The organism is Rhodococcus sp. NPDC003382, from assembly GCF_053589135.1.
Genome location: NZ_JBSFRH010000007.1, coordinates 144,431 through 161,210, shown reverse-complemented (window position 1 = coordinate 161,210; position 16,780 = coordinate 144,431). Strand labels below are relative to the sequence as shown.

The window sequence follows — 16,780 nt, the reverse complement described above, 5'->3', positions numbered from 1 at the left end:
GCCGCGCGGAGGAACCGTCGGAAACGGGCAGAACCGTCGGAAAGACAACTGCCGTTTCTGCGATTCCGGCCGTTCGGACAGCCCTCGGAGGGCACAGTGTCAGTCATCTGAAGTCATCCGGATTCGGATGCACGGCACGGGAGGCTCGATGCGCATAACTGTCACCGTCGACGGCACCAGCTACACGGACGATGTCGAACCGCGTCTGTTGCTCGTCCACTATCTCCGCGACCGCCTCGGCAAGGTCGGCACGGTCGTCGGTTGCGACACCAGCAACTGCGGCGCGTGCACCGTTCACCTGAACGGCCGCAGCGTCAAATCCTGCTCGGTGCTGGCGGTGCAGGCCGACGGCGCCGAGGTCACCACCGTCGAAGGTCTCGCGACCGACGGCGCGCTGCACCCCGTGCAGCAGGCGTTCCACGACAACCACGCCCTGCAGTGCGGCTACTGCACGCCCGGCATGATCATGTCGACACTCGACCTGCTCAGCGAGAACCCGGACCCCGACGACCGGCAGGTCCGGCTCGGGCTCGAGGGAAACCTGTGCCGCTGCACGGGATATCAGAACATCGTCGCCGCCGCGCAGGACGCCGCGCGGCGCCTGCGTGAGGCCGACGCGACCACGGGAGGCGCCCGATGACCAGCACCGTCGACGCCGGCACCACCACTCCGGAACCGGAGATCGGCAAGGCCCGGGTCCGCAAGGAGGACGAGCACCTGCTCACCGGCCGCACCAAGTGGACCGACAACCTGGTGCTGCCCGGCATGGTGCACCTGGCGATTCTGCGCAGCCCGCTCGCACACGCCCGCATCACCAACATCGACGTCACCGAGGCCCGGAAGATGCCCGGCGTGATCGCCGTCTACACCGGCGCCGACCTGGCCGAGGAACAGGGCAGCCTGCCGTGCGCCTGGCAGATCACCCCGGACATGAAGGCGCCCCCCGCACCGGCACTGGCGGTGGACACGGTGAACTTCGCGGGTGAAGCGGTCGCGGTGGTCGCCGCGCGCAGCGCGTACGAGGCGCACGACGCGCTCGAGGGCATCGACGTCGACTACGACGAACTGCCCGTGGTGCTCGATCTGGCTGCGGCCGCGCGCGAGGGCAGCGACCTCGTGCATCCGGATCTGGGCACGAACGTCAGTGCCACGTGGATCTTCGATTCGGCCGAGGCCGGCACCGGCGGCAACGTGGAGGACGCGATCCGCGACGCCGAGGTCGTCGTCGAGCGCACCTTCCGGCAGCAACGGCTCATCCCCGCGTTCATGGAACCGCGCTCGACGGTGGTGGATCCGACGGGCCCGCAGATCACCATGTGGTCGGCGACCCAGGTGCCGCACGTGCTCAAGCTGATGCTCGCGATGAGTCTGGGCATCCCCGAACACAAGCTGCGGGTGATCGCACCGGACGTCGGCGGCGGGTTCGGCGGCAAGCTGCAGGTCACCCCGGAGGAGGTCGTGACCCTGCTGGTGGCGCGACGGCTCGGCAAGCCCGCCAAGTACACCGAGACGCGCAGCGAGTCGATGGCGGCCGCGCATCACGGTCGCGACCAGATCCAGAAGCTCACCCTCGCCGCGCGCCGCGACGGCACCGTCACCGGGCTGAAGGTGGAACTGCTCGCCGACATGGGCGCCTACCTGCGCCTGGTGACCTCGGGTGTGCCGATCCTGGGCGCGTTCATGTTCAACGGAATCTACAAGTTCGGCGCGTACCACTTCTCGTGCACCAACGTGTTCACCAACAAGGTGCCGACCGACGCCTATCGCGGTGCGGGCCGGCCGGAGGCGACCTTCGCGATCGAACGGATGATGGACGAGCTGGCCGCCGAACTGTCCATGGATCCGCTCGAGCTGCGCGAGAAGAACTGGATCCGCCACGAGGAGTTCCCGTTCGCGACGATCGCCGGTTTGACGTACGACTCGGGGAACTACGAGGCCGCGACCGCCCGGGCGAAGGAGTTGTTCGACTACGACGGGTTGCGGCGCGAACAGGCGGAGCGGCGCGAACGCAACGATCCGGTGCAGCTCGGGATCGGGGTGTCGACGTTCACCGAGATGTGCGGGCTCGCACCGTCGCGGGTGCTCGGGTCCCTCGCCTACGGTGCGGGCGGCTGGGAGCACGCGTCGATCCGGATGCTGCCGACCGGCAAGGTCGAGGTGGTCACCGGGGCGTCCGCGCACGGTCAGGGCCACGAGACGGCGTTCTCTCAGATCGTCGCGGACCGGCTCGGCATCCCGTTCGAGGACATCGAGGTGCTGCACGGCGACACCCAGACGTCGCCGCGCGGCCTGGACACCTACGGGTCGCGGTCGCTGGCGGTGGGCGGTATCGCGATCGTCGCGGCCGCCGAGAAGGTCGTCGCCAAGGCCCGGCCCATCGCCGCGCACCTGCTCGAATGTGCCGAGGAGGACCTCGAATTCACCGCCGGCCGGTTCCTGGTGGCGGGCACGCAGAAGGCGGTCGCGTTGACCGACGTGGCGCTGGCGGTGTTCGCCGCGCACAACCTGCCCGACGGGATCGAACCGAACCTGGATTCGGAGGCCACCTACGACCCGGACAACTTCTCGTATCCCCACGGCACGCATCTGTGCGCGGTCGAGGTCGACACCGAGACCGGCTGGGTGAATATCCGGAAGTACGTGTGCGTCGACGACATCGGGCACGTGGTGAATCCGCTGATCGTCGACGGTCAGGTGCACGGCGGGCTCGCGCAGGGCATCGCGCAGGCACTGTACGAGGAGGCGGTGCACGACGAGTCGGGCACGCTGTTGAGCGGATCGTTCGCCGAGTACCTGCTGCCGTCGTCGGCGGATCTGCCGGAGTTCACCACCGACCGCACCGAAACCCCCGCGACGGGGAACCCGCTGGGCGTCAAGGGCGTCGGCGAGGCCGGCACGATCGCCTCGACGCCGGCGGTGGTCAACTCGGTGCTCGACGCGGTGCGCCACTTCGGTGTCCGCGACATCGAAATGCCGTGCACGCCGATGCGGGTGTGGCACGCGATCGAATCCGCTCAGGGAGGGGCCCGATGATTCCGTCCGCGTTCGACTACGTCGCCCCGACGAGTCTCGACGAGGCCGTCGACGCGCTGGTCTCCGCCGGTGAGGATGCGAAGGTCATCGCCGGTGGCCAGAGCCTGATGCCGGTGCTGCGGCTGCGGATGGCCGCGCCGACGGTGCTCGTCGACATCGGTCGTGTCCCCGAGTTGAGCGGGGTGCGCGAGGACGGCGACGAACTGGTGATCGGTGCGATGACCACCCATCACGACGTGACGCACGACCCGTTGGTCCGTGAGCACGCCCGCCTGCTCGCCGAAGCCGCGAGCACGGTCGCCGATCCGCAGATCCGGCATCGCGGCACGCTGGGTGGCGCTCTCGCGCATGCCGATCCGGCCGGGGACATGGGCGCGCCGGTACTGGCACTGGACGGCACGTTCGTCGCCGTCGGACCGTCCGGGCGGCGCAGCATCCCGGCCGCCGACTTCTTCGAGGACTACTTCACCACCGCGCTCGGCGCCGACGAGATCCTCGCCGAGATCCGGATCCCGAAGCACACGGGATGGGCCGCGCACTACGAGAAGTTCAACCGGGTCGCGCACGCGTGGTCGATCGTCGGTGTCGCGGCGACCGTCGCCGTCGAGAACGGCACGATCGCGCAGGCGCGGGTCGCGTTGACGAACATGGCGTCGGTACCGGTCCGGGCGCGCGGAGTCGAAGAGCTACTCACCGGTCGGCCGGCGAACGCGGATACGATCCGGGAGGCCGCCGAGCGCGCCGCCGAGGGCACCAGTCCCATCGGTGACGGCAACGCGGACGTCGAGTACCGCACGCATCTCGCCCGGGTCCTCACGCGCCGAGCCGTGACGACGGCAGCCGGGCTCTGACATCTGAGGGGATCGACCATGCAACTGGAACATCAACTATCCGTGCCCGCCCCGATCGACGAGGTGTGGTCGGCGGTGCTCGATCCGGAGAAGGTCGCGCCGTGCATGCCGGGCGCGACCCTCACCGGCGTCGACGGTGACACCTTCACCGGCACCGTGAAGGTGAAGATCGGGCCCGTCGCCCTGACCTACAAGGGCACCGGCGAGTTCGTGGAGAAGGACGAGGCCGCGCGGAAGGTCGTTCTGCTGGCCAAGGCCAAGGACTCCCGCGGAAACGGCACGGTGGACGCGACCATCACCATCACCCTCACCGAGAACGGCGAGAACACCGACGGCACCGTGAACACGGATCTGTCCATCACCGGCAAGCCGGCCCAGTTCGGGCGCGGCATGATCTCCGACGTCGGCGGCAAGATCATCGAGCAGTTCGCAGAGTGCCTGTCGAAGAAGCTCGGCCCGGCCGCCGAGGAGCCGGCTCCTGCAACCGAGGCCGCCGCACCCGAGGCAGCTGTGCCGGGGAGCACCGCCGCCGCGGCCGCTACCGCCGAGGCCGCCGCTTCCGAGGCCGCGGCACCGGTGGCGACGCCCGAGGCCGCCGCACCCGCACCCGCGGCCACCCAGGCCCCGGTGGCGCCGGTTGCCGAGGCCGAACCGCTCGACCTCATGCAGTACGCGCGGGGCTCGGCGATCAAACGCATCGGACCCGCCGTGGGCGCGGCCGCGCTGCTGGTGATCGTCCTCCTGGTGCTGCGGCGCCTGCTCGGCTCCCGCGACTGACGCGTCCGGCCGCCACCTGCCCGGTGGCGGCCGGACCGCCGGTTCGTTCATACCTCGACGATCACCGTCGGGTCAGTCCCCGCCCTTGTATTCGACGACGTACTCACCGGACATGATCTTCTCCCGGTACTCCTCGAACAGCGCCATCGCCTCGGGCGAGATCTTGTCGGCGAACGCCGGGTTGATCACGACGTCGATACCACCCTCCGCGAAGCTCACGTCGTAGTACCTGGCCGGATTCACGTTGCCGGCCTCGACGTCGGCGACCATGGTGCGCAGCACCTCGTCGAGGTTCCACACGATCGACGAGACGACGTTGTCGGGCGCGAGGGGCGTCTGGTCCATGGCGTATCCGACGACCTGGACGCCGCGCTGCTCGGCGCCCTCGACGGTCGCGGCGTCGACACCGCAGCTGGTGAACTGGTCGGCACCCTGGTCGACGAGGGCGTTGACGGCCTCGAGCGTCTGCGCGGCCGCGTCGGACCACCCGCCGATGTAGGCCGGCTTCAGGGTGATCTCACCCGGACCCTTGTAGGTGAGCTTCGCGCCGTCCGCGAACGACTCGATCTGCGCCTTGCACACGGGAATCTCGAATCCCGCTGTACCGGCGAGGATTCCGGTCTCGGTCAGCGATCCGGCGAGGATGCCGGTCAGGAACGAGGCCTCGTAGAACGGCTGGCTGTAGTCGGCCATGTTCTCGGTGATGTCACCGAACCCACCGGCGTAGGCGAACAGCACATCGGGGTAGTCGGCGAGGATGTTCTTGATCGGTTCGCCGTAGTTGAAGGAGTGGCCGACGATGAGCTGGTTGCCGTCCTCGGCGAGATCGGTCGCGATCTGGGCGATCTGATCGGAAGTCGCACCCGAATCCTGCTGTACCACAGTCAGATCGATGAGCCCTTCGTCGTCGAGTTTCTGTGCGCCTTCCACCATGCCCTGGTTCCAGCCCAGGTCGTTGACCGGGCCGGAGGTGATGACGGCAACCTTGATCGCGCCGTCGCCGGAGGCGTCGCCGCCCGAATCCGAACTCGAACATCCGGCGACGGTGACGACCACGGCGGCCGCGGCCGCGACGGCGGTACCCAACTTCTTCACAGAACTCTCCTAACCACGGGGAAACCCGTTACGTGTACTGCCATTTCGCGGGGGCTGTCATTTCGCGGGAACGAAGGGGCTTCCCAGCGCAGAGGGGGCATTGGTTCGGCGGAACCACACGGTGGTGACGACGACCGCGATCAGGGTGACCGCGTACGGTAAGGCCTGAAACAGCTCGTAGGGCACGACCGTGGCCTGCCCGCCCGACGCGGACTGGACGCGGAGCTGGAACGCGTCGACGAGACCGAACATGAAACCGCCGGCCATGGCGCCCAGCGGGTTCCATCGGGCCAGGATCACCACCCCGAGCGCGACCCAGCCTCGACCACCGGTGATGCCGTCCTGGAAGAAGCCGAGGCCGTCGACGACCAGCGCACCGGCCAGACCGGCGGTGGCTCCGGACACGAGCAGTGCGGCCCATCGTGTGCCAGGCACGGAGACCCCGACCGAGTCCGCGGCGTTCGGATTCTCCCCGGATGCGCGCACCGACAGGCCGAATGCGGTGCGCCCCAGCACCCACCAGAGGGCGACGACGATCGCGATCGACAGGTAGACGAGGGGGGACTGCGAGAACAGCACCGGCCCGAGCAGCGGGATGTCCGACAGGACGGGGATCTCGACCGGCGCGGTGCCCTGCGTACGCGGCGGCGTGCCGCTGATCCCGAATGTCTGCAGGTACAGGAACGATGCGAGACCGGTCCCGAGAATCACCACCGAGATGCCGGTGATGATCTGGTCGATGCCCAGCGTGATGGTGGCGGCGCCCACGACCGCGGCGACGGCCAGGCCGGCGGTCGCCCCGACCGCGGCACCGAGCAGCGGGCTGCCGCTGTAGTAGGTCGTGATGAACGCGGCGACCGCGCCCATCATCATCTGCCCCTCGATGCCCAGGTTCAGCACCCCGGAGCGTTCGGCGAGGCACGCGCCGGCCGCCGCGACAATGATCGGCATCGCCAGGCGCAGCGCCGCGGTGAGCAACGGCACGATGGCACCGGCGCCCAGGACATCGGACCAGTTCATCGGGCACGCTCCACAATTCGATTCGCCACCAGCACGGTCAGGATCATCACCGCCTGTACCACCGTCCCGATGGACGCCGGGATCTCCTGCGTCCGCTGCACCGCCTGTCCGCCGAGTGTCAGCCCGGACACCAGCGCCGCAGCGAGGACGATCCCGAAGGGGTTGCGCCGGCCGAGCAGCGCGACGACGATCGCGGTGAAGCCGATTCCCGACGAGATCGCCAGGGAGAGACGGAACTCGCTGCCGAGCAACATGATTGCGCCCGCAATTCCGCCGAGGGCGCCGCTGATCAACGATGCGGTGATCACCGTGCGGGCCACATCGATACCGTTGGCGGCGGCCACGGTCGGGCTCTCCCCCACCACCTGCGACGCGAAACCGAAACGGGTGGAACGCATCAGCCACCACACCGCGGGGACGGCGAGCACGGCGACGAGCACACCGAGGTGAATCTTGGTCCCGGGGAAGGTCGCCAGCTGCGCCCACTCCGGGATCCGTTCCGACTCGGGGGTGAAACCGTTGGGGTTCGCCAGCGGTTTGCGCACCGCCCACGCCAGGCCGTAGAAGACCAGGTAGTTGAGCATGAGCGAGGAGATGATCTCGTTGACGCCGAGCCGGGCCTTCAGCACCCCCGCGACCGCGCCGACGAGCGCACCTGCCGCCGCGGCCGTGACCGCGACGACCGGGATCGCCACCCAGCTGCTCCCGAGCGGCAGGCCGAGCACCACCGCGGTGGCGGTGATCGCACCGACGTCGTAGTGGCCCTGCGCCCCGATGGTGACGAAACCGGTGCGGTAGGCGACGGCATAACCGAGTCCCATGAGCACGAGCGGGGTCATGCCGGTCAGCAGCCGCCCGAGCTGGGTGTCCCCGCCGAGCGCGGCGTCGAGCATGGTGCCATAGGCCTCGAGGGGTGAACCGCCGGCCAGGACGATCAGCACCGCGCCGACCGCCAGGCCGACCATCACGGCGAGCAGCGGCACCGCGGCTGCGGTCGCGGCGGCTCGCACCCGGGACGTGCCGGAGCCGTCCGACGGTGCCGGTGGGGCGGGCGGGGCAGTGAGCGTGCCCGCGCTCACGCGGCGTTCTCCTGGATCTGCCGACCGCCCATCGCGGAGCCGATCGCCTCGCGGTCGAACGGGCCGTCGGCGAACTCGGCGACGATCCGGCCGCGGTAGAGAACGACGACCCGGTCGGCGAAGCTGCAGATCTCGTCGAGGTCCGAGGAGATCAGCATGATCGCCGCTCCCCGAGCACGGTGTTGTTCCAGTGTGGCCCAGACGAATTCGGTTGCCCCGACGTCGAGGCCACGGGTGGGCTGAGCGACGAGCAGGACGTCGGGCTCACCGTCGAGCACGCGGCCCAGCACCACGCGCTGCGCGTGTCCGCCGGAGAGGGTTCCCACCGGGACGGACGGGCTCGCGGCCTTGACGGACAGCGCCTCGATGATCCGGACGGCGCGGTCGCGGATCGCTTTGCGCGACAGCGCCCCCCAGCGCCGAGCGACCGGCGGCCGCGCGGACGAGTCGACGGACAGGTTCACATCGATCCCGAGGGCCTTGGCGAGACCGCGGGTGTAGCGGTCGGACGGGACGATCCCGACCCCTGCGGCGCGGACCGTACCGGGGGTGAGCCGCTCGACGACCTCACCTCCGATCCGGACGACCCCGGCGGTGGCCGGGGCGAGCCCGGACACGACGTCCTCGAGCGTCGCTTGGCCGTTGCCCTCCACACCGGCGACCGCGACGAGTTCCCCTGCCTTCACGGCGAGATCCACGTCGTGCAGCTGCCCCGGCACGGACACGCCGGCGAGTTCGAGTGCCGTGGCGCCGGGCGGCGAGGTGGCCGCCCGTCGCACGCCCAGCCCGACCTCACGGCCCACCATGTGGCGGGCCAGTTCGGCGGTGGTGACGTCGGCGACCGCCTTCTCGGCGACCAGACGGCCGCCCCGCAGGACGCTGACCCTGTCGCAGGCCTCGAGCACTTCCTCGAGGTGGTGGGTGATCAGCACGATGCCGACGTTCAGATCGGCTGCGAGGTCGCGGATCCGGGACAGAAGGGCGTCAACTTCGGGGGGAGCGAGGTTCGCGGTGGGTTCGTCGAGAAGCAGATAGTGCGCGCCCTGGTGCAGGGCCCGCAGGATCTCGACGCGTTGCTGCTCGCCGACCGAGAGCGAGTCGATGCGCGCCCGGGGATCGCACTGCAGGCCGGTTTCCTCTGCGAGCGATTCGATTTCGCGTGACATCGCGCGGAGACGGTTGCGTCCGACGATGCCGCGGGACCGGCCGAGCAGGAAGTTCTCCGCGACGGTCATGTTGGGCACGAGCATGAAATGCTGGTGCACCATCGCGATCCGATTCCGGTTCCCCGCGGTGAGTTCCACACCGTCGAGCGTGACGGTGCCCTCGTCGGCAGGCAGCAGTCCGGTGAGAATCCGCATAAGAGTGGATTTGCCGGCGCCGTTCTCGCCGAGCAACGCGTGGACCTCGCCCGGGCGCACGTGCAACGAGACGTCGCGCAGGACCACGTTGTCGTCGAACGCGCGCCGGATGTTGCGCATCACGACGCCCGGTGCAGCGGGGTCCGCGTCGGACACGGCCTCTGCCTTCGATGCCGTGCGGCGCAGAGCTTGGGCAGTCATCATGCGGTGTACGACCTTCCGCGCAGTCGTTGTTCGTTGTCGGCAGACGATGCCGGTGGTTGATTGATCGGGAATGTCCGATCCGTGACGTTTGTGTTTCAGGGTGGGGCTGCGCCCCCGGTGTGCCGTTGTGGCGGCCCTGACCGCCACAACGGCACACGGGCGCGAAGCGCACGTAACGCCGATCTCACGGCTCCGAGACGGGACGGCATCATCACCGGAATTAACTGGGAACGACCACCATCCGTCCATCTGCGGAGGCCCCATGGAGACACTCCCCGTCATCGACCTACGACCGCTGCGCGACGGCACCGATCCTGGAGCGGTCGCCGCCGCGCTCGACGCCGCATGCACCGATCTCGGCTTCTTCACCATCACCGGGCACGGTCTGGATCCCGCGCTGCGGGCCGCGACCATGGACCAGGCGAAGCGATTCTTCTCCCTTCCCACGGAGACGAAGATGGAGATCGCCATCGCGAAGTCCGACTGCCACAGCGGATATGTGCCCGCGAGAGCCGAAACTCTCGACGACGCCGTCGGTGCCGACACCAAGGAGGCGCTCGACATCCCCACCGACCGCGGCCCGGACCACCCCGACGTGATCGCCGGGACCCCACTGCACGGCGCGACCCAGTGGCCGGCGGCACTGATGCCCGGGTTCCGGGAGGTGGCCGACGCCTACGCGGCGGCGTGTTTGGACATCAATGCACACCTGATGCGAGGCCTCGCGCTCGCGCTCGGACTCGACGCGGATTGGTTCGCACCGATGTTCCGGGATCCCCTTGTGACCCTGCGGATGCTGCACTACCCACCGGTCCCCGCGAACGAGACAGCCCCGGGCGCGGGCGCCCACACCGACTACGGCTCGCTGACGCTGCTGGCGCAGGACGACGTCGGTGGACTTCAGGTCGCGGCGCGCGGCGGCTGGATCGACGTGACGACTCCGCCGGACGCTCTCGTCGTCAATCTGGGCGACATGATCGCGCGGTGGACGAACCACCGCTATGTTTCCACCCGCCACCGTGTCCTGGCTCCGGTCGGACGCGACCGGTACTCGCTGCCGTTCTTCGTGGCACCCGATTTCCACGCGCTCGTCGAGGCGATACCGACGTGTGTGGAGCCGGGAGCCGAGCCGCTGTACCCATCGATCACCGCCGGTGAGTACATGCTGTCCCGCTTCGACGCGACGCACGCCTACCTGAAGGCGCGGTCCGGCGCGGCGTGATCCGTCGTCTTGGATAGCATTACGACGCAACATGTTACGGATATCTTCGAACAATCTGTTTGCCGGTCGGTTAAGGATGCGTAACGCGGACCACCGGCTTGACAGGGCCCGGCGCGAGCGGCACGGTGAGAATTCGCACCGGTCCCGGACCCGCGCCGTCGTCCCGGCCGTGTCCGCTTCCGGTCGTCCCGGAATCGCCCACGGATCGGAGTTGCGCCATCGTGACTGCTACCTCTTCACCCGCTGCCGACGGTCTGCGGCCCCTCGGCACCGGCCTCGACATCACCGGCCTGTCGCGCCGGTTCAAGTCCGGCCGCGCCACGGTCACGGCGCTCGACAACGTGGATCTGCGCACCTCCGAGGGACAGTTCCTCTCCCTCCTGGGGCCGTCCGGTTGCGGTAAGTCGACGGTGCTGCGGATCCTCGCGGGCCTCGACCACCCGGACGCCGGCACGGTGCTCGTCAACGGCATGAGCCCCGAGGAACTCCGCAACGCCCACCAACTCGGTGTGGCCTTCCAGGATTCGGCACTGCTGCCCTGGCGGACCGTCGAGGCGAACATCGCCCTGCCCCGGCAGGTAGCCGGACTTCCCGCCGAACCCGAGTTGGTGCGCGAACTCATCGAACTCGTGGGACTGCGCGGCTTCGAGAAATCGAAACCCGCGCAACTGTCGGGCGGTATGCGGCAGCGTGTTTCGATTGCGCGAGCGCTGGTGCTACGCCCGTCGGTGCTGCTGCTCGACGAACCCTTCGGTGCGCTCGACGACATGACGCGCCAGCGCCTCAACCTCGAGCTGCAGCGGATCTGGACCGAGAAGCCCGCGACCACCCTGATGGTCACGCACGGTATCGCCGAGGCCGTGCTGCTGTCGGACGCGGTCGCGGTGATGAGCGCACGGCCGGGCCGGGTGCTCGATGTCGTCCCGATCGACCTGCCGCGTCCCCGCGCCGCAGAGACGATGCGCAGCCCGGAATTCCACGCCTACGTCGACATGCTGTCCGCGCTGCTGTTCCAGGGGGCAGAGGCGGCCTAGCGGCCGGTGTGCCTTTGTGGCGGTCCCAGCCGCCACAAAGGCACACGGGCGCGTCAGCGCCCGAGCGCCCTCCAGACCCGGTCGCGGGAGATCGGCAGTTCGTACGGCCGCACCCCGATCGCGCGACGCACCGCGTTCGCCAGTGCGGGCGCGACGGGGTTGTACGGTGCCTCGCTCATCGACTTCGCGCCCATCGGGCCGATGGTGTCGAACGTGTCGACGAAGTGCACCTCCGTGCGCGGCACGTCCGCATACTGCGGAATGTGGTAGTTGCGCAGCACATTCGTCGTCACCCGGCCGAGGTTGTCGGTGATCAGTTCCTCGTAGAGGGCCGTGCCGATGGCCTGTGCGACGCCGCCTTCCACCTGGCCGCGGCACTGTTCGGGGTTGACGACCGTGCCGGCGTCGGCGGCCTGCACCGACTGCAGAATCCGGACCTCACCGGTCCGCACGTCCACCGCGACCCGGAAGCCGTGCACGTTGAACGACAGCGACCGTGGCAGACCGCCGTGGTTGCCCTCGGCGCGCAGCGGCTCACCGGCCGCCTCGAGCAGTTCCGCGGGGGTGACCAGCACATCCCCGGCCCGGGCACCGTCCGGTTCGAGGACGACCGCGTCGGCGTCGGTGCCGGTCAGTTCGGCGGCGAGTTTGCGGATGCGGCCGTGCAGTTCCCGCGCCGCCGCCAGCAGGGCCTTGGCCGCGACCACCGTGCCGGAGGATCCGTAGGCACCGGTGTCGTGGGTGGTGACGTCGGTGTCGGATTGCCGGACCTGGATCCGGTCGGGGCTGGTGCCCAGTTCGGTCGCGGCGATCTGGGTGTGCACCGTGGTGGTGCCGTTCCCGAACTCGGCGGTGCCGACCCGGGCGAGATACGTTCCGTCGGGCTGCAATTCGATCGACGTGTCTGCGTAGTGGCCGCCGGGCGGGTTGGACGCGATCATCGACAGCGCCATGCCCTCGCCGATCTTCCATTGCTCCCCCACCGGCGCCACCACGTCGTTGCCCCGCGACAGCGCTTCCTGCACGACGTCGAGGCACTGATCCAGGCCGTAACTGCCGAACACGAGGTCGGCGCCCTCCGGGTGTGCTCCGATCAGATCGTCGCCCGGCACCACGACGTTGCGCCGACGCAACTCGAAGGGATCCATGCCGAGTTCCAAAGCCAGCTCGTCCATCGCGGATTCGACGGCGAAGATCACCTGTCCCAGGCCGTAGCCGCGGAACGCCCCGGACGGCCGGTTGTTCGTGTACACCGACTGGGCGTCCACGCGCTTGTTCGGGCAGCGGTACACCTCGATCGATTCGCCGCATCCGTGGAACATGACGCTCGCCGAATGGTTTCCGTACGCGCCACCGTCGTTGAGCACGTCGATCGCCAGCGCGGTGAGGATCCCGTCGGCGTCCGCGGCAACGGTGACGTCGACCCGCATCGGATGCCGGCACGGTGCGACCGTCAACTGGTCGCTGCGGGTGAACTCCCACTGCACCGGACGTCCGGTCCGCAGCACCGCCGCGGCGACGACGTCCTCGACCAGCATCTCCTGCTTCCCGCCGAAGCCGCCGCCGAGCCGCGCTGTGAAGACCCGCACCCGGTCGCGCTCGAGCCCGAACACGTGGCACAGTTCGTCGCGGACGAGGAACGGCACCTGCGTGGAACTGCGGATCACCAGGCGTCCGTCGTCATCGATCCAGCCGATGGCCCCGTGGGTTTCGAGGTGCGTGTGCTGCACGCGTTGGGTCTGCCACCGGCCACGCACGAGGGCGGTAGCCGCGGCGATTCCGGCGTCGATGTCGCCGACCCCGCCGTGCACCTCGCCGATGATGTTGCGGGACGGATCGCCGATGCGCGACTCGGATCCCTTGCAGGCGTGCAACAGCGGCGCCCCGGGTGACCGTGCCTCGTCCGGGTCGAGGACGAACCGCAGCACCTCGTACTCGACCTGGATCAGGCGGCACCCCTCCTGCGCGATCGCCGGGGACTCGGCGACGACCGCGGCGACGCGCTGCCCGTGGAAGCGCAGCACCCGGTCGAACAGAAGGGTGTCGTCGGGATCTTCCTCCCGGTTCTCGTGGCGGGCAGTAGAATACGCGACGTCCGGGGCGTCCCGGTAGCACAGCACCGCGTGCACTCCCGGCAGCGCTTCGGCCGCCGAGGTGTCGATCGCCGTGATGCGGGCGTGCGCGTGCGGGCTGCCGAGCACCGCGATGTGCAGGGCCCCTTCCACGACGGTGTCGAACGTGTACGGCTCGGTTCCGGTGACCACGCGCGGACCGGCCGGTGCGGCCTGCGACCGCCCCAACGACGGCTCGGCCCCGGCACATTCGACGTTGGTGACGCCACGCAGGGAATCGTCGATGGACCGGTACCCGGTGCACCGGCACAGGTTGCCCTTGAGCCGGTTCGGCAGGTCGTCGAGGTCGTCGTCGGTGAATGTCGAAGCGGTGACGATCATTCCGGCGGTGCAGAACCCGCACTGGAATCCCGCGGCGTTCACGAACCGACGCTGCAGCGGGTGCAGGTTCTCGGGGGTGCCGAGGCCGGAGACGGTGGTGACCTCGTGGCCTTCGATTCGCTGCGCGGGGTAGATGCACGAGTGCACCGCTTCCCCGTCGACGAGGACCGAACAGGCGCCGCAGTCGCCGGCGTCGCATCCCTTCTTCACCTCGAAGTGAGTGTTCTCGCGCAGCAGGGTGCGCAGGCACTGCCCGGGCCGTGCCGGGGTGTCGATCTCGCGGCCGTTCACGGTGAACTTCACGACAGCTCCTCACAGATCTCCCCGGCGAGCACGGCGGTGACCGCGCGCCGCCAGTCCGCGGCCCCGTGGGCATCGGTGTAGTAGGCGGAATCGGGAATACGCTCTGCCAGAGCTTCTTCCAGCTCGCCCGCATCCGGGGCCCGGTCGAAGGTCAGCACGTACGGCCGGTCGGTGGCTGCGGTCACGGACAGCGCGACCGCCCCGTCCGGGTCCCGCCGTCCGATCACGACCGCACCCGAGCGACCGAGCGGGGACAATGCGATCTTCCGGAACGCGGTGCGCGCCTGCAAGATCGGTGCAGGGATGTGGATACTTCGCACCACGTCTCCGGCGCCGAGGACATTGGTGGCGATTCCGGTCACGAAGTCCACCACCGGGATCCGTCGATCGGAGCCGTCCGCCGACCAGATCAGCACCGTCCCGTCCAGGGCGGAGACGAGGGAGATCATCGCGCCCGCGGGGAACGACAGGCACAGGTTGCCGCCGACGGTCGCGCGTTTCCAGATCTTCCACGACGCCAGCAGCGCGGAGGCGCACTGCCGGAACAGTGCTGCGGCAGGCCATGTTTCGGATCCGGACAGGTTCGCGATCCGTTCCACCGTGCAGGTCGCGGCGATCTCGAGGCCGTCCTCGGTGGCGGTGAGCGCCGGCCATTCCAGTCCGGTGAGGTCCACCAGCCGGTTCAGGTGCGGCTGGGGCTCGGAGAACAACCACGTGCCGCCGCCGACGTAGGCGGTGCCCGGCCCGGCCGCGAGATCGTGGCGATCGCGGGCTACCCGGTAGTCGGTGACGGTGTGCAGATCCACGGTACTCACCCCGCCTTCGCGACGAGCGCCCGGTGGGCGGCGGCGACCTCACGCGCGACGGTGTCCTCGTCCACGGTGAGGACCTCGTCGCGGCGCACCACCTCACGGCCGTTGACGAGCAACAGTTCGAGAGGCGGCTGCGAACCCAGCACGATCGCGGCGACCGGATCGGTGATCCCGGAATGGGCGAGGGTGTCGATCCGCCACAGCGCGAGATCGGCGAGCTTGCCGACCTCGACGGACCCGATCTCGTCCTCGCGACCCAGCACCCGGGCACCGCCGATCGTGGCGAGTTCGAGGCTCTGGCGCACCGTCATCGCGCGGGGACCGCTGCGGGCCCGCGCGAACAGGGCCGCGTGGTGGGCTTCCTCGAGCATGCAGCACGATTCGTTGCTCGCGGCCCCGTCGACCCCGAGGCCGAGCGGAACCCCGGCGGCGTACAGATCGGCGGCGCGTGCGATGCCCGCGCCGAGCCGGCCGTTCGACGTCGGACAGTGCGCGGCGCCGGTGCCGGACGCGGCGAGCACCCCGATGTCGCGGTCGTCGAGGTGCACCGCGTGCGCGTACCAGACGTCCGGGCCGGTCCAGCCGAGCGACTCCATGTACTGCACGGGATTGCATCCGAATCGCTCGAGGCAGAAGTCCTGCTCGTCGAGGGTCTCGGCGAGGTGCGTGTGCAGCCGCACCCCGAGGTCGCGGGCGAGCACCGCGGACTGCCGCAGCAGCTCGGTGGTGACGGAGAACGGTGAGCACGGCGCCAGCGCGATCCTCAGCATCGAATCGAACGACGGATCGTGCCACTGCTCGACCGCGCGCCGGCTGCCCTCGAGGATCGCATCGAGATCCTCGACGATGTGATCCGGCGGCAGCCCACCGGCGCTGGTGCCCAGGTCCATCGAGCCGCGACACGGATGGAACCGGATGCCCACCTCGGCGGCCGCGGCGATCTCCGCCCCGAACACGTCACCGCCGTCGCGCGGCACGACGTAGTGGTGGTCGGTGCTGGTGGTGCACCCGGTCTTCGCCAGATGTGCGAGCGCGCCCTTCGCGGCGACGTGCACGGCGTCGGCGTCGATCCCGGCCCACACGGGATAGAGCGTGGTGAGCCATTCGAACAGGGTGTGGTCCACGGCGAGCCCGCGGGTGATCCACTGGTACAGGTGGTGGTGGGTGTTGATCAGCCCCGGCGTCAGCACGCATCCGCTGCCGTCGACGATCGTGGCGCGGTCGTATCCGGCCGGTTCACCCGCACCGATCCGGGTGATGCGGTTGCCTTCCACGACGACATATCCGCGCGGGTGCTCGGTGCGGGCGGAATCCATCGTGACCAGGTAGGCATCGCGGATCACGATCGGTGCCGTCGGCTGTTGCGGATCCATGGGCGCTGCTCCTCACCTCGTGAACAGTTCCAGTGAACTCCCGATTCGTCGCAATATCCCGGGCACCATCGACGAAACCGAATCGAAACGGCGGTTTCCTATTGTGCGATCGTCCAAACCCGTGGATCCGGCGGCGGTGACCCGCCGGACCTCGCCCGGAAGG

At 69.3% G+C, this 16,780-nt stretch carries 13 protein-coding genes; 6 read left to right on the top strand and 7 right to left on the bottom strand.

Features of this window, described 5'->3' with window-relative positions; translation table 11 throughout:
* The first annotated feature begins 148 nt into the window (after positions 1 to 148).
* From ACWDUD_RS07775 to ACWDUD_RS07760, 4 genes are read left to right on the top strand one after another with little or no spacing between them, the layout of a single operon-like run.
* Positions 149 to 640, top strand: a complete 492-nt coding sequence (locus ACWDUD_RS07775; RefSeq protein ID WP_197252726.1) for a (2Fe-2S)-binding protein — start codon at positions 149 to 151, stop codon at positions 638 to 640.
* Positions 637 to 3,033 (top strand): xanthine dehydrogenase family protein molybdopterin-binding subunit, encoded by a 2,397-nt coding sequence (locus ACWDUD_RS07770; RefSeq protein ID WP_450108940.1) that lies wholly within the window; start codon positions 637 to 639, stop codon positions 3,031 to 3,033. Before ACWDUD_RS07775 ends, ACWDUD_RS07770 begins: the two co-directional genes overlap by 4 nt.
* Positions 3,030 to 3,884, top strand: coding sequence for an FAD binding domain-containing protein (locus ACWDUD_RS07765; protein ID WP_450108939.1), 855 nt, complete (start codon positions 3,030 to 3,032; stop codon positions 3,882 to 3,884). The genes ACWDUD_RS07770 and ACWDUD_RS07765 overlap by 4 nt, the downstream gene beginning before the upstream one ends.
* A gap of 18 nt (positions 3,885 to 3,902) precedes the next feature.
* Positions 3,903 to 4,661, top strand: a complete 759-nt coding sequence (locus ACWDUD_RS07760; protein ID WP_450108938.1) for an SRPBCC family protein — start codon at positions 3,903 to 3,905, stop codon at positions 4,659 to 4,661.
* Between the two features lie 72 nt (positions 4,662 to 4,733).
* Here the strand turns inward: ACWDUD_RS07760 and ACWDUD_RS07755 are convergent, their stop codons facing one another.
* The 4 genes from ACWDUD_RS07755 to ACWDUD_RS07740 are packed head-to-tail and all read right to left on the bottom strand — an operon-like array spanning position 4,734 to position 9,420.
* Positions 4,734 to 5,756, bottom strand: coding sequence for a BMP family protein (locus ACWDUD_RS07755; RefSeq protein WP_450108937.1), 1,023 nt, complete (start codon positions 5,754 to 5,756; stop codon positions 4,734 to 4,736).
* Positions 5,757 to 5,813: 57 nt separating this feature from the next.
* Positions 5,814 to 6,776, bottom strand: coding sequence for an ABC transporter permease (locus ACWDUD_RS07750; RefSeq protein WP_197252722.1), 963 nt, complete (start codon positions 6,774 to 6,776; stop codon positions 5,814 to 5,816).
* Entirely contained in the window at positions 6,773 to 7,855 is a 1,083-nt protein-coding gene (locus ACWDUD_RS07745; protein ID WP_450108936.1) for an ABC transporter permease, read from the bottom strand. Before ACWDUD_RS07745 ends, ACWDUD_RS07750 begins: the two co-directional genes overlap by 4 nt.
* Positions 7,852 to 9,420, bottom strand: a complete 1,569-nt coding sequence (locus tag ACWDUD_RS07740) for an ABC transporter ATP-binding protein (RefSeq protein ID WP_450108935.1) — start codon at positions 9,418 to 9,420, stop codon at positions 7,852 to 7,854. Before ACWDUD_RS07740 ends, ACWDUD_RS07745 begins: the two co-directional genes overlap by 4 nt.
* 262 nt (positions 9,421 to 9,682) lie before the next feature.
* Between ACWDUD_RS07740 and ACWDUD_RS07735 the strand changes: the two genes are divergently transcribed.
* A complete protein-coding gene (locus tag ACWDUD_RS07735) occupies positions 9,683 to 10,642 on the top strand; it encodes an isopenicillin N synthase family dioxygenase (protein WP_248674715.1) in 960 nt (319 codons plus the stop codon).
* A 221-nt stretch (positions 10,643 to 10,863) separates the two neighbouring features.
* Positions 10,864 to 11,676: an ABC transporter ATP-binding protein gene (locus ACWDUD_RS07730; RefSeq protein WP_248674714.1), complete on the top strand. Its 813-nt coding sequence runs from the start codon at positions 10,864 to 10,866 to the stop codon at positions 11,674 to 11,676.
* Positions 11,677 to 11,729: 53 nt separating this feature from the next.
* Here the strand turns inward: ACWDUD_RS07730 and ACWDUD_RS07725 are convergent, their stop codons facing one another.
* From ACWDUD_RS07725 to ACWDUD_RS07715, 3 genes are read right to left on the bottom strand one after another with little or no spacing between them, the layout of a single operon-like run.
* Positions 11,730 to 14,432 carry a molybdopterin-dependent oxidoreductase gene (locus ACWDUD_RS07725; RefSeq protein ID WP_450108934.1) on the bottom strand — a complete coding sequence of 901 codons (2,703 nt, stop codon included), beginning with the start codon at positions 14,430 to 14,432 and terminating at the stop codon, positions 11,730 to 11,732.
* Positions 14,429 to 15,238 carry an FAD binding domain-containing protein gene (locus ACWDUD_RS07720; RefSeq protein ID WP_450108954.1) on the bottom strand — a complete coding sequence of 270 codons (810 nt, stop codon included), beginning with the start codon at positions 15,236 to 15,238 and terminating at the stop codon, positions 14,429 to 14,431. Before ACWDUD_RS07720 ends, ACWDUD_RS07725 begins: the two co-directional genes overlap by 4 nt.
* Before the next feature lie 5 nt (positions 15,239 to 15,243).
* On the bottom strand, positions 15,244 to 16,617 hold the full coding sequence (locus ACWDUD_RS07715; RefSeq protein ID WP_450108933.1) for an 8-oxoguanine deaminase: 1,374 nt from the start codon (positions 16,615 to 16,617) through the stop codon (positions 15,244 to 15,246).
* Between the last annotated feature and the right edge of the window lie 163 nt (positions 16,618 to 16,780).

Excerpts from the sequence above, each read along its gene's own strand:
- ACWDUD_RS07735 (WP_248674715.1), top strand. The coding sequence starts at position 9,683 with ATGGAGACACTCCCCGTCATCGACCTACGACCGCTGCGCGACGGCACC.
- ACWDUD_RS07740 (WP_450108935.1), bottom strand. The coding sequence starts at position 9,420 with ATGATGACTGCCCAAGCTCTGCGCCGCACGGCATCGAAGGCAGAGGCC.
- ACWDUD_RS07750 (WP_197252722.1), bottom strand. The coding sequence starts at position 6,776 with ATGAACTGGTCCGATGTCCTGGGCGCCGGTGCCATCGTGCCGTTGCTC.
- ACWDUD_RS07770 (WP_450108940.1), top strand. The coding sequence starts at position 637 with ATGACCAGCACCGTCGACGCCGGCACCACCACTCCGGAACCGGAGATC.
- ACWDUD_RS07775 (WP_197252726.1), top strand. The coding sequence starts at position 149 with ATGCGCATAACTGTCACCGTCGACGGCACCAGCTACACGGACGATGTC.
- ACWDUD_RS07765 (WP_450108939.1), top strand. The coding sequence starts at position 3,030 with ATGATTCCGTCCGCGTTCGACTACGTCGCCCCGACGAGTCTCGACGAG.
- ACWDUD_RS07760 (WP_450108938.1), top strand. The coding sequence starts at position 3,903 with ATGCAACTGGAACATCAACTATCCGTGCCCGCCCCGATCGACGAGGTG.
- ACWDUD_RS07715 (WP_450108933.1), bottom strand. The coding sequence starts at position 16,617 with ATGGATCCGCAACAGCCGACGGCACCGATCGTGATCCGCGATGCCTAC.